Raw genomic sequence first — 18,035 nt, 5'->3', positions numbered from 1 at the left:
TATTTTAATGGTTATTACGGCAATTTATAAAAAAATTCATTAATTTTTTACATTCATTAAAAAAATCACAATCCTATAAACATACTATTCTTTCGAAATTCTCAACACACACAATCACATATCTTGAATAATTCAGACCTAAAAAAAATATAAATTGTAGTTATCAACACTATTTTGTGGAAAAATAATATACATTTGTGTCAAATAACTCAAGTAAGCATATATAACAACTTAGAAAATGCAAAACATTCCTAGTGTTGACTTACGTGATTTCCTATCGGATGACCCGGTACGTAAACAAAAGTTTGTAAATGAAATCGGCCAAGCCTACGAAGAAATTGGATTCGTAGCATTAAAAGGACACTTTTTAGATGATCAATTAGTTGATAATCTATATAAAGAAGTTCGTAATTTCTTTAATCTTCCATTAGAGACTAAAAATTCTTATGAAGTACCAGGTATTGGTGGTCAGAGAGGATATGTTTCTTTTGGTAAAGAGCATGCTAAAGGAAGAACAGAAGGTGATCTAAAAGAGTTCTGGCATTTTGGACAGTACGTTGAAAATGATCCTGCTTTAGAAGCATCTTATCCTGCTAACGTAGAAGTAAAAGAATTACCTCAATTTAACGCTGTTGGAAAAGAAACTTACCAAATGTTAGAAAAAACAGGTGTATACGTATTGCGTGCGCTTGCTTTATTCTTAGGTTTAGACGAGTTCTACTTTGACAAATTCGTTAAAAACGGAAACAGTATCTTACGTCCTATCCACTACCCTCCTATCCAGAACGAACCTAAAAATGCTGTGAGAGCAGCTGCACATGGTGACATTAACTTAATCACTCTGTTAATGGGAGCTCAAGGTAAAGGACTACAAGTACAAAACCACGACGGACAGTGGATCGATGCTATCGCAGCTGATGATGAATTAGTAATCAATGTTGGTGACATGTTATCTCGTCACTCTAACAATAGATTAAAATCAACTATCCACCAAGTAGTTAACCCTCCTCGTGAACTATGGGGAACTTCTAGATACTCTATTCCATTCTTCATGCACCCAGTGAGCACAATGCCACTAAACTGTTTAGAGAATTGTATCGATGAGAATAATCCTAAATTATATGAAGATATTACTTCAGGAGAGTTCTTACACCAAAGACTAGTTGAATTAGGCTTGATTAAATAATCTATCCTAATAAAAACATATTCTTAAAAGAGGGAGCCCATTACTCCCTCTTTTTTATTTCATGCGATATACTTCGTAAAAGGTCATTTTTTTTACCCTATTTATATTGATTGATTTTAACATATTTCGTATCTTTACTTATATACATAGCATTCTAATCATTCTCTTGTAGAAAGACTAGAATACGCTTTTAGATTAATCATTTTTATAAGCACCATATTACATAACTAAATGAGTAAAAAGTTAAATAGCTTAGATGCCTTAGGAGGCTTTGTTTTTTCTACTAATAAAGATTTTGAATTCGAACAAGAAGAATCCACAGAAACTCTTGCCCCTAATCTTCAAAGATTAGAAGCACATATAGACAAAAAGAATAGAGGTGGTAAAGTAGCTACCCTTATTAAAGGTTTTGAAGGAAATGAAGACGACCTTAAAGATTTAGCTAAAAAACTAAAAACACTATGTGGTGTTGGCGGAAGTACAAAAGATGGCGAAATAATTATACAAGGTAATTTTCGCGATAAAATAATGGATTATTTAATAAAAGAGGGCTACAAAGTAAAACGTGTAGGCGGCTAATTAAAAATTTAATATTATGAAGATTAAATCATCTGAATTAATTCTAAACCCTGATGGTAGTGTATACCATCTAAACTTAAGACCTGAACATGTTGCTAAAGACATCATATTCGTAGGTGACCAAAACCGTGTAGACAGAATCACTAAGCACTTCGATGCTATTGAATTTTCAACACAAAAAAGAGAGTTTAAAACAACTACAGGTACGTATAAAGGAAAACGTCTAACTGTAATCTCTACAGGTATCGGACCTGATAATATCGATATCGCTGTTAATGAAATCGATGCTCTATTTAATATTGATTTAGAAACTAGAGAAATTAAAAAAGATCTTACTTCTGTAAATATTGTAAGAATAGGGACATCAGGTTCTTTACAAGCAGATATCCCTGTGAATAGCTTTGTACTATCTCAGTATGGATTAGGACTTGATAATTTAATGCGTTCTTACCTTATTGACGGAGTTACAGATGTTGCTTTAGAAGACGCTTTTATTGAACATACAAATTGGGATCTTAAAAAAGGACGCCCATACTTCATTAAAAACAGTGCAGAGTTAGAAGCTAAATTAGAAAGCGACTTAACATTCAAAGGAATTACAGGTACAGCAGGTGGATTCTACGGTCCACAAGGACGTGTACTTCGTCTACAAATCCAAGATCCAGAACTAAACCATAAAATCGACAACTTTAAATTCGGTGAATACCGTATTACAAACTTCGAAATGGAAACGTCTGCAATCTATGGTTTATGTAGCTTATTAGGTCACCATGCAGTATCTCTTAATACAATTATTGCAAATAGAGCTAACGGAACATTCTCAGAAGATCCTTATGCAGCTGTTGACAAACTAATTGTATATACATTAGACAAACTTAGCGCAATATAATAAGATTACTTTTTCTAAAAAGCTACCTTATAGAGGTAGCTTTTTTTATATCTACTCCTCACTGCTCACTACCTCTTATATTACTAAAGAAGCACACTAAAAGTGATTATATTACAGTTGATTTAACTTTAAGTACAATACACCAGTGTTATGACACCGTTATTTTACCCAAAATAACGGACTCACTACGGACTCATATCGGACTCACTACGGACTCATTCAAAACAAAATACATCTCGACCTGCAATCGCTGTACAACTATTCCTCTCTTCGTTATATTGAATATTTATTGTCCTATCCCTTCCTCTAGAAAAACAAATCTCGATAGTTCAAAAAAAACTCTTCTAAAGAACTTCTCCTAATTCAAAATACAAGATCAATAAATCACAAAAACTAAAGAAGTATTACTACTAAAAAACCCTCTTTCATTGTCTTTCTCAAGATTAATTCAATAAACTAAGTTACAAAAAGCCTTATTACCAAGTTTAGTACTTATAAAATAATAGCAAAAAATTAACAAAAAAGCCCTCACATAACAGTATCATTTTTATATCTTAAATTTTTAAACATTATCGTATTTTTTTAATAAATAAATTATATTAATCAATATAATTAATATATACGTTTATTTTATTTGACTCTTTCAAATAAATGCACTTAATTTAAGGTGCTTAAAATTTTTATTTGAAATGACGAAAGAAGACTCGAAACTAGAGAGGATAAAATACGCACCGTATAGAGAGCGTATTGTATCAGCAGAAGATGCTGCTCTCTTAATACATGACCAGGCAGTAGTAGGAGCTAGTGGCTTCACTAAAGCTGGAGATAGTAAATCTGTATTACCTGCATTTGCACTACGTGCAGCACAAGAAAATGTTGCAATTACCTTAATAACTGGTGCCTCATTAGGACAAACTACTGACGCTGACTTAGCAACTAACAATGCCTTAATCCGAAGAATGCCTTTCCAAGCAGATTCAGTATTAAGAAAGTCTATAAACAGTGGGCAAGTAAAATATATCGATCAACACTTAAGTGAAACAATCGAACAACTTCAAGAGAAACATATTCCTCAAGTAGATATCGCTATCATTGAGGCTACTTATATTAACGAAGAAGGATTTATCATTCCTACCACATCTATTGGTAACTCTGCTTACTTCGCTAGTGTAGCTAGAAAAATAATCATTGAAGTAAATACAGCTATTCCTTTAGAAATAGAAGGAGTACACGATAATAGTGTACCTATCAAACAACCACGTAGAGAAATCATCCCTATTCATACAGTAAAAGATAGAATAGGAGAAAACTTTATTCGTCTAAATCCAGATGACGTGATTGCAGTTGTTTACTCTAGTATAGAAGACACTCCTGCTCAATTACCAGAACCAGACGTTAAAACTTCTGCTATCTCTGGTCACTTACTTAAATTCTTCGAAGAAGAAGTTAGAAAAGGCAAATTAACTCACTCTCTTTTACCATTACAAGCAGGAATCGGAAAAGTAGCTAACGCTGTATTAACTGGTTTTATTGATGGCCCATTCCACGACTTAACGATGTATTCTGAAGTATTACAAGACAGTACTTTTGATTTAATTGACTCTGGAAAAATGACTTTTGCATCAGGATCTTCTATTACTGTTACTGAAGAGTGCTATGGAAAAATCATTAACAACTTCGGACAATATAAAGATAAACTAGTACTACGCCCGCAGAACATTAGTAATGCTCCTGAGGTTATTCGTAGATTAGGTATTATCGCTATCAATACTGCTATCGAATTTGACATCTACGGAAACGTTAACTCTACTCATATCGGAGGTAGTAAAATGATGAATGGTATCGGTGGATCTGGAGACTTCGCTAGAAATGCTTATTTAAGTATTTTCGTTACACAGGCAGCATCTAAAGAAAACAATATTTCTCACGTACTTCCTATGGTATCTCACGTAGACCATACTGAGCATGATGTAGACATCCTAGTTACAGACCAAGGTCTAGCAGACTTAAGAGGTCTATCCCCTAGAGAGCGTGCAGAAGTCATCATAGAGAACTGTGTACATCCAGAATATAAAGCAGAATTAAGAGATTACTTTGAAAGAGCGAAAGAAAGAGGAGGACACACTCCACATGTATTAGAAGAAGCTTTCAAATTCCACATTCGCTTCCAAGAAAAAGGTTCAATGAAACCTTAATAATAAATAAAAACTCTACTCTCTTTTTAGTAGAGTTTTTTTTGTTTTACTCTTAAAATATTATCTAAAAAATGCCCTATTTTACTATCTTAGCATAAAAATGTAGTACGATTTAAAATGGCAAATGTAAATATTATCGGAGTGCCTGAGCACTTCAACCTACCGTGGCAATTATGTATAGAAAATGGTGAATTCGAAGAACTTGGCATAAATTTAAAATGGACAGACATACCTGAAGGTACAGGTAAAATGTGTCAGATGCTAAGAGATAAAGAAACAGATCTCGCTGTTATACTTACTGAAGGAATTATAAAAGATATATCTGAAGGAAATCCAACAACTATCATACAAGAATATGTAGCCTCTCCTCTACAATGGGGAATACATGTAGCACATAATTCTCCATATCAAAAAATAGAAGACTTAGAAGGCAAACGAATTGCTATCAGTAGATATGGATCTGGTTCACACCTTATGGCAATTGTTCATGCAAAAAAGATGAGTTGGGATATTGATAATCTTGAGTTCGTTATCGTCAACACTTTAGATAATGCAGTAGAAGCGCTAACTAAGGGTGAAGCAGACTATTTTATGTGGGAGCATTTTATGACTAAACCAATAGTTGACCAAGGAATATTCAGAAGACTAGGTGACTGTCCTACTCCTTGGCCTTCGTTCGTATTAGTTGCGAATAATGAATTCCTAAATAAAAACAAAGGATTAATTGACAATCTACTGGAATGTATTAATGCTACTACAGAAGAGTTCAAAATGATTCCTTCTATTGACCGTACATTATCTAGTAAATATAATATCAATATAGATGATGTTAAAGAATGGCTAAGTATGACTAAATGGTCTCAAAGACAACTGTCAGAAAAACACTTTAATAAAACACAAGAACAATTAGTAGATTTAAATATAATCACTAATACTATTAAATACAGCGAAACCGTTTTATAATATAGTTTTGACCTTAGACTACGATGAGTAATAATACAGAATTACCGGATAAAGTTTCTGAAAAAAGTTGGCTTAAGTACTTGAGAGTCCCAAAACCTTGGGACAATATCATCATACTTATACTTAACGTACTGATCACTATTCCTATTTTTATTATTATTCATCAAAATATAGATGACCCGAACTGGCCATACCAACTAGATCGTATCATTCTATTTTTATCTATTGTAGGTATACTGCAGTTCTTACTTCAAAAGATGAAATTAGTCTTGAATATGCTGATTATCATTTATTTGATTGTTCTTATTGTAAATTCTTTCTTTGGAGGTTATGGTTATAATGCTGTTTTTGAAGACTATAAAGTTATGATCTATGCGATGGCAGAAGATCCTAAACCGCAAGATCTTATCATTTCTAAGCTACTCCCTTTTCCTAATAAAAGTAAAATAATCCCAGCGATAGAATATGATAAACCTATAGTAAGGAATTATGCTTTAGCAACTACACGTAAACACTTTAGCAATATTCCAAATACTCAACATTACAGACAAATAGTACAATCTTTAGCTATTTTTAAAGAGGTACGTACGAAGTGGAATTATGTAAATGACCCTAAGGGTAGAGAATATATCGCTACGGCATCAGAATCATTACAGCATTTCTCAGGAGATTGTGATGACTATTCTGTATTAATGGCAGGACTTCTCAGAGCTATAGGCGCAACCCCAAGATTGATACATACTAAAGAACATATGTATCCTGAACTACTAATCCCAAATAAAGGAGATCTAGAACAGGTAATCTACCTTATTAAAGAAGTTCTTTTTAAAGAAGAAAGTAAAGGTAAAGAGATACATTATCACATAGACGAACGTGGTCAAATATGGTTAAACATGGATTACACCGCTAGATACCCTGGCGGACCGTTTATGTCAGAAGAAATATTAGGACAACTCACTTTTAATTAAATAAATATATGGAATTAGTTAATACAACACCCCTCATAGCAGGCTCAATATATGGCGCACTAGCTATTATATTTGGTGCCTTTGGAGCACACGCTCTAAAAAAACATATGACTGCCGAGCGCTTAGAGAGCTTTGAAGTAGGCGTAAAATATCAAATGTACCACGCTATCCTATTACTAATCTTAGGATTAATGCCTGCACATATTCATATCACAAGAGCAGTTAATATCATCATCATTGGTGTATTCTTATTCTCTTTCAGTATTTATGGATTAACCTTAAGTGCTACATTTAAGAAGAAAATAAAAATACTTGGCCCTATAACTCCTTTAGGAGGAGTGTGTTTAGTAATTGGTTGGATAATGCTGTTAATTCAATTCATAAAACTTTTATAGACTTTTTTAGGCTGATTTTAGCTTAATCTAGTTTTTTAAGTATATTTGTTCATATAATGCAATTATAACTTGTATTTCTAATACTAAAAAACAAAATCGATGAAAAAAATTTTAACAGTACTTGGAGCTGTAGCTGTACTAGCTTCATGTAACAAAGAAGCTACTGGTTATACAATCAATGGTGAAACTAAAGGTCTAACAGATGGAACTAAAGTATATATTGAGAAAATTGATATTGCAACTGGTAGTACAGTAGCTATTGACTCTACTGAAATTAAAGACAATGCATTCACCTTCAAAGGAGCTGCTGAAAGTCTAGACCAAAACTTCTTTTCATTTGGTAAAGAACCAGGAAAATTACCTTTCGTTTTAGAAAATGGTAAAATCGTTGTTCAATACGATAATGAAAAAGCAGAAAACAGTAGCGTAACAGGTACTAAAAACAATGATGAATATACAGCATTCACTAAAAAAGTTGACGAATTAGAGCGAGCTTTAGTCCAATACCAAGGTGATAACCAAGAGGCTTTTAAACAAGCTAACGAAGCTCAAGACCAAGCTAAAAAAGATGCTATTATCAATGGTTATATGGCATTAGCAGAAAAGTATGATGAGTATGTAGAAGATTACATTGATAATAACGCTAATTCATTAACTACTTTAGTCTATTTATCAAAAACAGTTGGTTCAGGACAATACATCAAAGAAGAATTAGTTGAAAAATTCAATAAATTTGATGAAACATTAAAGAACACTACTGTAGCAAAAGCTTTTAAAACAGCATTAGACGCTATTCCTGATGCTAAAGTAAAAATTGGTGACAAAGCTCCTGATTTCAGTGCTCCATCTCCAGAAGGAAAAGAAATTTCTTTAAAAGAAAGTTTAGGTAAATTAACTATTATTGATTTCTGGGCATCATGGTGTGGTCCTTGTAGAACAGAGAATCCTAATGTAGTAGCTCTATATGAAGAATACCACCCTAAAGGATTAAACATCATTGGTGTTTCTTTAGATAAGGATAAAGCAAAATGGATCGAAGCAATTGCTAAAGATAAATTAACTTGGAATCAAATCTCTAACTTAAAGTTCTGGGAAGAGCCAATCGCTCAAAATTATGAGGTACGTGCTATTCCAGCGACATACCTTTTAGATGAAAATGGTGTAGTAATCGCTAAAAACTTAAGAGGTAAAAAACTTAGAGCTAAAGTTCAAGAAATCTTAGACAAATAAATATCTACTTAAGATATAGAAAATAAAAGGGTTATAGAAGTTTCTATAACCCTTTTTTAATACTCTAATATCTCCGTTATAATCAGTAATATTTTATTATATTTAATCTTTACAAATTATATTAAAAATACATCCAATGAGAACACTACCTTTAGTAATTATAGCCTTTCTATTAATGAGTTTTACTATAAAAGATAAAGGTTTTCTAATAAAGGGAATAACAAAAAACATTTCTGAGGGAGAAATGATCTATTTAAAAGTTTTAAATCCTGAAACTAATAATTTTGACGCAATAGATTCTGTTCGTTTAAAAAACAACTCATTCGAATTTAAAGGTAACACAACTTACCCTACTTATGCACTATTAGAGTTATCTGAAAACGTTACGGAATTAGTAGTTTTAGAAAATGGTATTATTAATTTTCAATATGACTATAATGATGATCTAAGCACCTCTGCTATTGGTACAAAAAACAATAATGAATTAAATGCTTTTCACAATAATATAAAAAGAGTACAGAAAGAAGCTAATGCGTATAGAGATACGAATCAAGATATCTTAACACAAGCTATAAAAGATAATAACAGAGAAGTTCTTGAAAGGTTATCAAATGAATTTAAAGTCTATGTAAAAGACATTAATGACATTATCACAAATCAACTAACTCAACATAGCAATTCATTCACGTCTTCTGTAATTTTATTTCAGCGAATAGACAATAAAAATATAGATACTAATGAGGCTAAATTATATTATAATCAACTAGCTGATAATATTAAGCAATCTAATATAGGTATAGCTATTAAAAACCTATTAGACAATTCTGCTGCCAATACTTTAGTAAAAATTGGAGATAAAGCGTTAGACATCTCAGGTAAAGATCCTAATGGAGAAGTGATTTCACTATACGATAATCTTGGTAAAGTGACCATTATTCACTTCTGGGCTCCGTGGTGTCCTGCATGTCACGAAACACTGCCTACCATAAAATCTATTTATGAAAAGTATCACGATAAAGGCTTGAACATCTTTAGTATTGCCTTAGATGATAATAAAGAGGAATGGATAGAAAGTATACAAAAGGAAGGTCTTAATTGGCTTCATATCTATAATCTTTATGAAATTCAACTACAATATGGAGTTAAAAATATTCCAACAGTATTTGTTTTAGACGAGAATGGAACTGTAATAGATATTAACCACTTAGAAGTAGACTTTGACCAATTACTTACTAAATATTTAGGAAAATAATATCTTCGCTCATGTTCTAATAATTATCCTAAACTGATTACTCTATAACTAAAAATATATTTTTTAAAAATATTGTAACAAATCGTAACATTAGACTACTTATAGGCATGAACAAACATTTGGAACAAGAATTCGTTGCTCTTTTGGATAAGAATCAAAACCTTATCCACAAAGTCTGTCGACTATATACAGTCGATGAAGCAGCTCATAAAGACTTGTTCCAAGAAATCTCTATTCAACTATGGCACGCTTACCCAAAGTTTAGAGGAGATTCTAAGTTCTCTACATGGGCTTATAGAGTAGCATTAAATACAGCCATCTCGTTATATCGTAAAAAAACAAGAGAACTAAGCACCATACCTTACGATAGTACATTTTGCAAATTTGAATATTCCGAATACAATTATCAAGAAGAAGAGCAATTAAAACTAATGTATAAAGCTCTTCAACAGCTAAACGATATTGAAAAAGCATTAGTATTCATGTATTTAGAAGATAAGAATTATGAAGAAATAGCAGAGACATTAGGTATTAGTGAAGTCAATGCTAGGGTAAAAATGAATAGAATAAAAAGCAAACTTAAAAAGATATTAAATCCCTAGAGGCAATAGAATATGAAGGAGTTAGATTTATTAAAAAAACACTGGAATAGCGACCAAAAATTCCCTAAGATCTCTACTGAAGAGATACAAAAGATGATACATAAGAAATCGTCTTCTATCGTCATGTGGATATTTATCATTAGTATAATCGAATTTATTGTATTAAATGGTTTTAGTTATTTATTCGGATCAGACGTAAATAGAAATGATATTGGCCCTATCTATGCTTTTATGATCAATAACTTAGATTGGTTATCATTAGGAATATCAGTGATATTTATTACTATTTTCTATTTAAATTATAAAAAAATATCTGTAGCTGATTCCACTAAATTATTAATGGAATCTATTCTAAAGACAAAAAAGACAGTTAACTATTATATCTATACTAACCTAATTATCTTCTTTATAGCTTTCATTATTATATTGATTGATATTCTGACACATGATGATAAGTTGACCTTACCTACGGCTTTAATTAGCGCAGTGATTGTTATTATTATATGTGGTGTATTTTTAGGATTACTATGGTTATACTACCGTCTAATCTATGGTTTATTAATCAAACGATTAATGAAAAACTATACGGAACTAGAGAAAATAGATTATGAATAAAAACATTTTCCTTTATTTTGCATAACTTAGACAAAATATTGGTTTTAAAGAATGACGATAACACAATTAATATATGTATTAGCAGTAGCAGAACATAAAAATTTCACGCTTGCTGCAGAAAAAACTTTTGTTACACAGCCTACATTAAGTATGCAAATCCAAAAGTTAGAGGAAGAACTCGAGGTACAAATATTTGACCGAAGCACAAAACCTATTCAGCCTACGGCTATCGGTCAAGTTATTATTCAACAGGCAAAGAAAATTGTCAATGAATCAGATCGAATTAAAGATCTTATTGATCTAGAAAAAGGATTTATTGGGGGAGAGTTTAAACTAGGAATGATACCTACTATAGCCCCTACTCTACTTCCTATGTTCCTAAAAACATTTCTAAATAAGTACAATAAGGTCAACCTAATTATAGAAGAATATACAACTGAAGAGATTATTCAGAAACTTCGCAATGGATATCTGGATGCTGCTATAGTTGCTACTCCCTTAGAAGAGTCTGACATTAAAGAAAGAGTTCTATTCTACGAACCATTTGTAGGATATGTTCCTGCAAATTTTAGACAAGAAATGGGAGCAGAACTTCATCAAGGAGACCTAGATCTAAGAAAGTTACTTTTACTACAAGATGGACATTGTTTTAGAGATGGTATAATCAATATCTGTAACAGCAAATCTACTGCAGAAAGCAAAAACTTTAAATTACAAAGCGGAAGTTTTGAAACTTTAATAAATCTATCTAAAGAAGGTCTAGGTTACACACTATTACCATACCTACACACACTTTCATTAAATCAAGATGACAAAAATAACTTAATACAGTTTGCTGATCCAAAGCCTGCTAGAGAGATTAGTTTAATCTATACAGACAACGAATTAAAGCTTCAAATTATTAATGCTTTATATGAGGTTATTTTAAGTATTATAAGAGGAGCAATAGCATTTCAAGACGTTAAAATTATTAGTCCGAAAAAGAATCAATAACTTTGACTTATATAAAATAAAAAAGGGAAGCAAATGCTTCCCTTTTTTGTGGCTTAATTAATTATTTTCTTCTTTTTCTTTCACTACAAGTCTAAATCCTTCTCCGTGAATGTTTAAGATTTCTACTGTTTCGTCTAATTTAAGATACTTTCTTAATTTAGCGATGTATACGTCCATACTACGAGAAGTGAAATAGTTGTCATCTCTCCAAATCTTAGTTAACGCTACTTCACGTGGCATTAAATCATTTTCATAAATTGCTAACATCTTTAACAATTCATTCTCTTTTGGAGATAATTTAATTGGCTCATCATTTTCAAAAGTTAAGAATCTCAACTTAGAATTTAAATGGAATTTACCAATTTGGAATTCGAACTTCGTATTATCTGTTTTAACTTCAGACGATTTTCTATGAATAATCGCTTTGATTTTCATTAATAATACTTCAGAATCGAATGGCTTGTTTAGGTAGTCATCAGCTCCTACTTTATAACCTTTCAATACATCTTCTTTCATTGACTTCGCTGTAAGGAAAATGATAGGCACCTCTTTATTTTTATCACGGATCTCCTTGGCTAGAGTAAATCCATCTTTATAAGGCATCATAACATCTAGGATACATAAATCAAAAGTATCTCTTTTGAATTTTTCGAATCCTTCCATTCCATTCTTAGCTAAAGTAACTTCGAAATCATTGATGGCTAAATAATCTTTTAAGATTGCACCGAAATTCGGATCATCTTCTACTAATAAAATCTTTTTGTTGTTTGTTGTTTCCATGTTATATTTAATTTATTAATGGCATTTTTATAATAAAGGTACTTCCTTTTCCTTTTTCACTCTCAACATAAACTTGAGAATTGTGTACCTCTACAATTTGTTGAACATATGCTAGTCCTAGACCATGACCTTTTACGTTGTGTAAATCACCTGTGTGCTCTCTGTAAAACTTGTCGAAGATTCTCTTCTGAGCCTGTTTACTCATTCCTACACCGTGATCCTGAATTTTGATTAAGATAAAATCTTTTACATTTTCAGTATACACATCTATAATTGGCACATCCTTAGAGTACTTGATAGCATTATCTAAAATATTTACTATCACACTAGTAAAGTGAAAATCATTTCCTAACACATCACTTCTACGAGCATCTAAGTTCAAGTTTATTTCTCCTCCTCTATCTTGAATAATTAATCCTACGTGATCTACAGCATTTTCTATCACTTCATGGACATCCATTGCTTCTTTGTCTACATTAAACTCACGTCGTTCTAATTTTGAGATTTGAAGAACATTTTCAACTTGCGCATGCATTCTTTTATTCTCGTCTCGAATCATTTTCAAATAACGATCAACTTTTTCTGGATCATTTATAACCTTTGGGTTTTTAATTGCATCTAAAGCTAAATTAATTGTTGCTATAGGCGTTTTAAACTCGTGAGTCATATTGTTGATGAAATCTGTCTTAATCTCAGATATTTGCTTTTGTTTAATCAATTGATTAATCGCATTCAAATATGCTGCGATAATAACCATCGTAAACAAAATTGACAATAGTGTTATCCCTATTAACGAAGAGAATAAATACTTACTCTTTTCTGGGAAAGTAATATACAGTTGGTATTTACTTCTATTCTCATTATCTGTGAAGATTGGCACTCCATAAGTAGAACCTTCCTCATAAATAAAATCTTCTGACTTAATCTTGGTTGATAATCCTTTGTTATAAATACCAAATTCAAACTTAGCATTAACACCATATTGTTTAAGCTCTTTCTCTAAGATCTCTCTCAATTTAGCTTTAGAAATCCTTTCATCTATACTTCTTAGAGCTACAATATCCTTAAAATAAATATCAAATTGTGCTTTATCTAAAATATCTAGATTACCAGATTGCTCTATAACCTCGTCAGGATAATTTTGCTTAAGACTACTTCTATCTAAATCATCTCCTTTATAAATCTCTGTTTTTCGTTTTGAAACGAAATTCTTGACTTTTAAACTATCTGCTTTCTTATCAAAGAACGAACTCTTTATATTATAATCTTCTAAAACTAAAATATTCGAGTATACTATTTGTTCATTAGTAGTAGGATTTCGTTCTACTATGTAATATTGTTTCAACTCACTTTGTTTAGGTGGCGTTCCTATACTATCTTTAAGTTGATTATACATTCTATAAAACTCCGTAGCTTCATTTTGTTGTAGTCCACTACCTACATTTCCTAATACTTGTTGTACATGATACTTAAACTGCTCTTCATTATTTCTATAAGAGCTAACTATCCAATACATTTGAACAATGATTATTCCTATAAGAGAAAAACTCATTATCCCTACTAAAAGTCGAAATTTGACCTTACTCATTATTTTTTCAAAATTAACATTAAAAAAAATACTCTACACGGCGATTAACATAAAATTAACAATGGTAATTGTTTAAATTTTGATTATTATATCATTAATTATCATTTCCACCTCTTTTTTTACCAAATCTTTATTAATATTAGTAATAACATAATCACTAAACGGTATTTTGTCAGAATCTTTCAATTGGTTCCTCATAATACTTTCTACGTTATCTAAAGATACTCCATCCCTTGCCATTACACGGGCTAAGCGTACTTCCTCAGGAGCTGTAACTAAGATAACTAAATCACATTGTTTATTCAAATTATTTTCAAAAAGAACTGCACTCTCCTTAATTACAAACGGAAAAGCGTCATTTTCCTCCTTCCAACGCTCAAAATCCTTCTTAACCTCTGGGTGTACAATTCGATTTAATTGATTTAGTAATTCTTTATTATCAAAAACAATTTCTCTTATTTTTTTGCGATCTAACACTTCTCCTATCTTAACGTTTTCTTTAAAGATAGATTGTACTGCTTCCACTACATCAGCCCGATCCATAATCTGTTTAGCTCTTTCATCTGCTATATAAATAGGAATCCCCTCTTCTTCAAACATATTAGCTACAGTGGTCTTTCCACTGCCTATTCCTCCAGTTAGTCCAACTATAAGTGCCATACCTTATATATTATTTAAAAAACATTTCTGGCATTCCGACTTCTGCTTCTTGTCTTTTTACAAATAAAATATAACTAGATTTCACAAAGCCTATACCGTAGCCGTAAAATTGTATAAAAATTGCCACAAGTGCTAATAAACTTATCTTAAAATTCTTCTCTTTTATTAAACAACCTAAAAAAACAAGCAAAAAATAAAAGATATAACATAAAATAAAAACAAATGTATAATATGTCATTATAATACTTAACAATAAGCCTGCCATAAATAAAGCTGGAAACCAATATGTTATCTTTGACGTTTCAGGATAACGTTGGTTTAATATCGGACGTGCCTTTCCAAACTTATTGACCTGAATAAAAAATTTATTCCAATCAATTCTCCTTTTGTGATAAACATAGGCCTTACTAAACAACTGAGTATCGAATCCTAACTTCCATAACCTAATTGTCAAATCAGGGTCTTCTCCAGGGTGTATTTTACCAAAACCACCACTAGCTAAAAAAGCTTTTTTTGAAATTCCCATATTAAAACTTCTCGGCTGAAACTTTCCTATACGTTCACTAGCTCCTCTTATTCCACCTGTAGTTAGAACAGAGGTCATAGAATAATTTATTGCTTTCTGTACATCGCTAAAACTCGCTAATGCCGCATCGGGTCCTCCAAAACAGTCCACATACTCTTCCTTGAGATACTGATCCACTGTAGTTAAATACTCTTGTGGAATAATACAATCGGAGTCTAATACAATAAAGTACTCTCCCTTTGCTCGTTCCATGCCATAATTGCGCGAAGCCCCTGGCCCAGAATTCGCTTTATAATAATAAGATATCTCTAGTCTATCCTCATACTTACTAACAACAGCACGCGAATCTTCTTTAGACCCATCCTCTACAATTACCACTTCAAAAGCCTCCTTATATGTTTGCTTTGTCAAACTCTCCAATAACTCATCCACCTCGTCTGGTCGATTGTAAACAGGAATAATGAACGAAAAATACATTTATAATTTTTTATAATACAATCACAAAAATATCGTTAACTATTGTAATACGGAAATTCATTCCTATATTTATCAATACTATTTTAATCTAAAATCTCTTTTTATTATAATTAATAATATTCTTAGAGGTACTAAAACAACTACAATGAACAAAATTCATATATTATGGGTGGATGATGAAGTGGATTTATTAAAACCTCATATCCTATTTTTAGAAAAAAAAGACTATATCGTAACTACTTGTACTAATGGACAAGATGCTATAGATTTATTTAAAGAGAACCAATACGACATTGTTTTCTTAGATGAGAATATGCCTGGACTTTCTGGTCTTGAGACTTTAAATGAAATTAAAACCATCAAAAGCAATACTCCGATTATCATGATTACTAAAAGTGAAGAAGAGTATATCATGGAAGAAGCAATTGGTGCTAAAATATCTGATTACTTAATCAAACCTGTTAATCCTAACCAAATCCTACTTTCACTAAAGAAAAACCTAGATGACTCTCGTCTAATCTCCGAGAAATCTTCTCTTAGTTACCAAAAAGAATTTAGAAACATCTCAATGGATCTAATGCAAGCTAGAGATTATGAAGATTGGATCTCTATTTATAGAAAATTGCTTTATTGGGAACAGAAGTTAGAAAACATTGAAGATCAAAACCTATTCAATATACTAGACTCTCAGAAAACTGAAGCTAATAGTTTGTTTGGCAAATTCGTAGAAAAAAATTATGAGAGCTGGATTAATGATCCTGAAGACAGTCCTGTTTTCTCTCATCAAATATTCAGAAAATGGGTTGCTCCTGAATTAAAGAAAGAAGATTCTAAATTACTTTTTATTGTTATTGACAACTTAAGGTATGATCAATGGAGAGCATTCGAAGCAATCGTAACAAATCACTATAAAGTAGAGAGCGAGAACAGCTTCTTCTCTATTTTACCTACTGCTACACAGTATGCTAGAAATGCTATATTTTCAGGAATGACACCTCTAGAAATGTCTGAACAACTTCCACAATATTGGAAGAATGATACGGATGAAGGAGGAAAGAATTTGTTTGAGAATGAATTCCTACAACATCAATTACAAAGATTGAGATTAAATATTAAGAATGAATACCACAAAATCACCAATCTAAAAGAAGGAAGAAAATTAGCTGATAATTTCAAGGCTTTAAAAGACAATAAACTAATCACAATAGTATACAATTTTGTGGACATGCTATCTCATGCTAAAACTGAAATGGAAGTAATTAAAGAATTAGCTTCTAACGATAAAGCATACCGTTCACTTACTGTTAGTTGGTTCAGAAACTCTCCTTTGTTTGAAATAATTCAACAAGCACAGGCACTTGGATATAAGTTAATCATTACAACAGATCATGGTACAATTAACTGTAAAAATCCTTCTAAAGTTATTGGAGACAAAAACACTAGTTTAAACCTTAGATATAAAACAGGTAAGAGCTTGACCTTTGAGGCTAAAGATGTCTATCATGTTAAAGATCCAAAAAAAGTTCAATTACCTAACATTAATGTAAGTAGTTCATTTATTTTTGCAAAGAATGATTTCTTCTTAGCATATCAGAATAATTTCAATTATTATGCAGCTTATTTTAGAAACACTTACCAGCATGGAGGTATTTCTTTAGAAGAAATGATCGTTCCATTTATAGTATTAAATCCAAAAGTATAACAATGACTGAGATAGTTTTTTCTTTAAATCAAATTCAAGAAGTAGCTACTGATATATTAAGTAAGTTAAAACATCGCATCGTATTATTTGATGCACAAATGGGGGCAGGAAAAACCACACTTATTAAAGAAATAAGCAAACAGCTAGGTGTAGAAGACATGACGAGTAGTCCTACTTTTTCTATTGTGAATGAGTATCATTCTACAACTTCTAAAGACAGAGTATATCACTTTGACTTATATCGTTTAAACTCAGAAGAAGAAGCTTATGATATGGGAATGGACGAATATTTAGATTCTAATCATTGGTGCTTTATCGAATGGCCCGAAAAGACTCCTCATATTATTCCTGACGAACATGCTACAATAGAAATTTCTATTTTAGAAAATGGTGATAGAAAACTGATTTTGAATAATAATTAATAAACAGAAACAG

The 18,035-nt window shown here is 31.5% G+C and carries 18 protein-coding genes; 14 read left to right on the top strand and 4 right to left on the bottom strand.

The genetic code is table 11. The annotated features are described in order from the left end of the window. Positions 1-238 precede the first annotated feature (238 nt). The 12 genes from E0Z07_RS12710 (at position 239) to E0Z07_RS12655 (ending at position 11,867) form a co-directional block, all read left to right on the top strand. The gene (locus tag E0Z07_RS12710) at positions 239-1,186 is read left to right on the top strand and encodes an isopenicillin N synthase family dioxygenase (RefSeq protein ID WP_006261068.1); all 948 of its coding nucleotides are present in this window, start codon (positions 239-241) and stop codon (positions 1,184-1,186) included. A 231-nt stretch (positions 1,187-1,417) separates the two neighbouring features. After that, positions 1,418-1,765, top strand: coding sequence for a translation initiation factor (locus tag E0Z07_RS12705; RefSeq protein ID WP_006259036.1), 348 nt, complete (start codon positions 1,418-1,420; stop codon positions 1,763-1,765). A 16-nt stretch (positions 1,766-1,781) separates the two neighbouring features. Then, complete coding sequence (locus tag E0Z07_RS12700) at positions 1,782-2,654, top strand: nucleoside phosphorylase (RefSeq protein WP_006261067.1); 873 nt, start codon at positions 1,782-1,784, stop codon at positions 2,652-2,654. A gap of 689 nt (positions 2,655-3,343) precedes the next feature. Further along, entirely contained in the window at positions 3,344-4,849 is a 1,506-nt protein-coding gene (locus E0Z07_RS12695; RefSeq protein ID WP_006263460.1) for a succinate CoA transferase, read from the top strand. Between the two features lie 117 nt (positions 4,850-4,966). Further along, positions 4,967-5,812 carry a substrate-binding domain-containing protein gene (locus E0Z07_RS12690; RefSeq protein WP_006261066.1) on the top strand — a complete coding sequence of 282 codons (846 nt, stop codon included), beginning with the start codon at positions 4,967-4,969 and terminating at the stop codon, positions 5,810-5,812. Positions 5,813-5,835: 23 nt separating this feature from the next. After that, positions 5,836-6,780 carry a transglutaminase-like domain-containing protein gene (locus tag E0Z07_RS12685; protein WP_006259040.1) on the top strand — a complete coding sequence of 315 codons (945 nt, stop codon included), beginning with the start codon at positions 5,836-5,838 and terminating at the stop codon, positions 6,778-6,780. 8 nt (positions 6,781-6,788) lie between these two features. Then, on the top strand, positions 6,789-7,175 hold the full coding sequence (locus E0Z07_RS12680; RefSeq protein WP_006259041.1) for a DUF423 domain-containing protein: 387 nt from the start codon (positions 6,789-6,791) through the stop codon (positions 7,173-7,175). Between the two features lie 99 nt (positions 7,176-7,274). Beyond that, positions 7,275-8,405, top strand: a complete 1,131-nt coding sequence (locus E0Z07_RS12675) for a redoxin domain-containing protein (RefSeq protein ID WP_006261065.1) — start codon at positions 7,275-7,277, stop codon at positions 8,403-8,405. 136 nt (positions 8,406-8,541) lie between these two features. After that, a complete protein-coding gene (locus E0Z07_RS12670; protein WP_006265185.1) occupies positions 8,542-9,657 on the top strand; it encodes a TlpA disulfide reductase family protein in 1,116 nt (371 codons plus the stop codon). Between the two features lie 107 nt (positions 9,658-9,764). After that, entirely contained in the window at positions 9,765-10,259 is a 495-nt protein-coding gene (locus E0Z07_RS12665; protein ID WP_006259044.1) for an RNA polymerase sigma factor, read from the top strand. A gap of 12 nt (positions 10,260-10,271) precedes the next feature. Then, positions 10,272-10,874 carry a hypothetical protein gene (locus E0Z07_RS12660; RefSeq protein ID WP_006259045.1) on the top strand — a complete coding sequence of 201 codons (603 nt, stop codon included), beginning with the start codon at positions 10,272-10,274 and terminating at the stop codon, positions 10,872-10,874. A 51-nt stretch (positions 10,875-10,925) separates the two neighbouring features. Next, positions 10,926-11,867 (top strand): LysR family transcriptional regulator, encoded by a 942-nt coding sequence (locus E0Z07_RS12655; protein ID WP_006259046.1) that lies wholly within the window; start codon positions 10,926-10,928, stop codon positions 11,865-11,867. A 57-nt stretch (positions 11,868-11,924) separates the two neighbouring features. Here the strand turns inward: E0Z07_RS12655 and E0Z07_RS12650 are convergent, their stop codons facing one another. The 4 genes from E0Z07_RS12650 to E0Z07_RS12635 form a co-directional block, all read right to left on the bottom strand. After that, positions 11,925-12,647, bottom strand: coding sequence for a response regulator transcription factor (locus E0Z07_RS12650; protein WP_006259047.1), 723 nt, complete (start codon positions 12,645-12,647; stop codon positions 11,925-11,927). 7 nt (positions 12,648-12,654) lie between these two features. Further along, positions 12,655-14,163 (bottom strand): sensor histidine kinase, encoded by a 1,509-nt coding sequence (locus tag E0Z07_RS12645; protein ID WP_006265184.1) that lies wholly within the window; start codon positions 14,161-14,163, stop codon positions 12,655-12,657. Positions 14,164-14,307: 144 nt separating this feature from the next. Continuing rightward, the gene (gene coaE / locus E0Z07_RS12640; RefSeq protein WP_131540817.1) at positions 14,308-14,895 is read right to left on the bottom strand and encodes a dephospho-CoA kinase; all 588 of its coding nucleotides are present in this window, start codon (positions 14,893-14,895) and stop codon (positions 14,308-14,310) included. Between the two features lie 10 nt (positions 14,896-14,905). Next, complete coding sequence (locus E0Z07_RS12635) at positions 14,906-15,898, bottom strand: glycosyltransferase (RefSeq protein WP_006265182.1); 993 nt, start codon at positions 15,896-15,898, stop codon at positions 14,906-14,908. A gap of 145 nt (positions 15,899-16,043) precedes the next feature. Here E0Z07_RS12635 and porX point away from each other — a divergent pair, with 145 nt between their 5' ends. Both porX and tsaE read left to right on the top strand, forming a co-directional pair. Beyond that, positions 16,044-17,600 carry a T9SS response regulator signal transducer PorX gene (porX, locus tag E0Z07_RS12630; RefSeq protein WP_006259051.1) on the top strand — a complete coding sequence of 519 codons (1,557 nt, stop codon included), beginning with the start codon at positions 16,044-16,046 and terminating at the stop codon, positions 17,598-17,600. A 2-nt stretch (positions 17,601-17,602) separates the two neighbouring features. After that, the gene (tsaE, locus tag E0Z07_RS12625; protein WP_006259052.1) at positions 17,603-18,022 is read left to right on the top strand and encodes a tRNA (adenosine(37)-N6)-threonylcarbamoyltransferase complex ATPase subunit type 1 TsaE; all 420 of its coding nucleotides are present in this window, start codon (positions 17,603-17,605) and stop codon (positions 18,020-18,022) included. Positions 18,023-18,035: the final 13 nt, after the last annotated feature.

Source organism: Myroides odoratimimus, assembly GCF_004337635.1.
GTDB classification, from domain to species: domain Bacteria; phylum Bacteroidota; class Bacteroidia; order Flavobacteriales; family Flavobacteriaceae; genus Flavobacterium; species Flavobacterium odoratimimum.
Note: the sequence above shows the minus strand (reverse complement) of the source record. Positions and strands in the feature narration are given on the sequence as shown.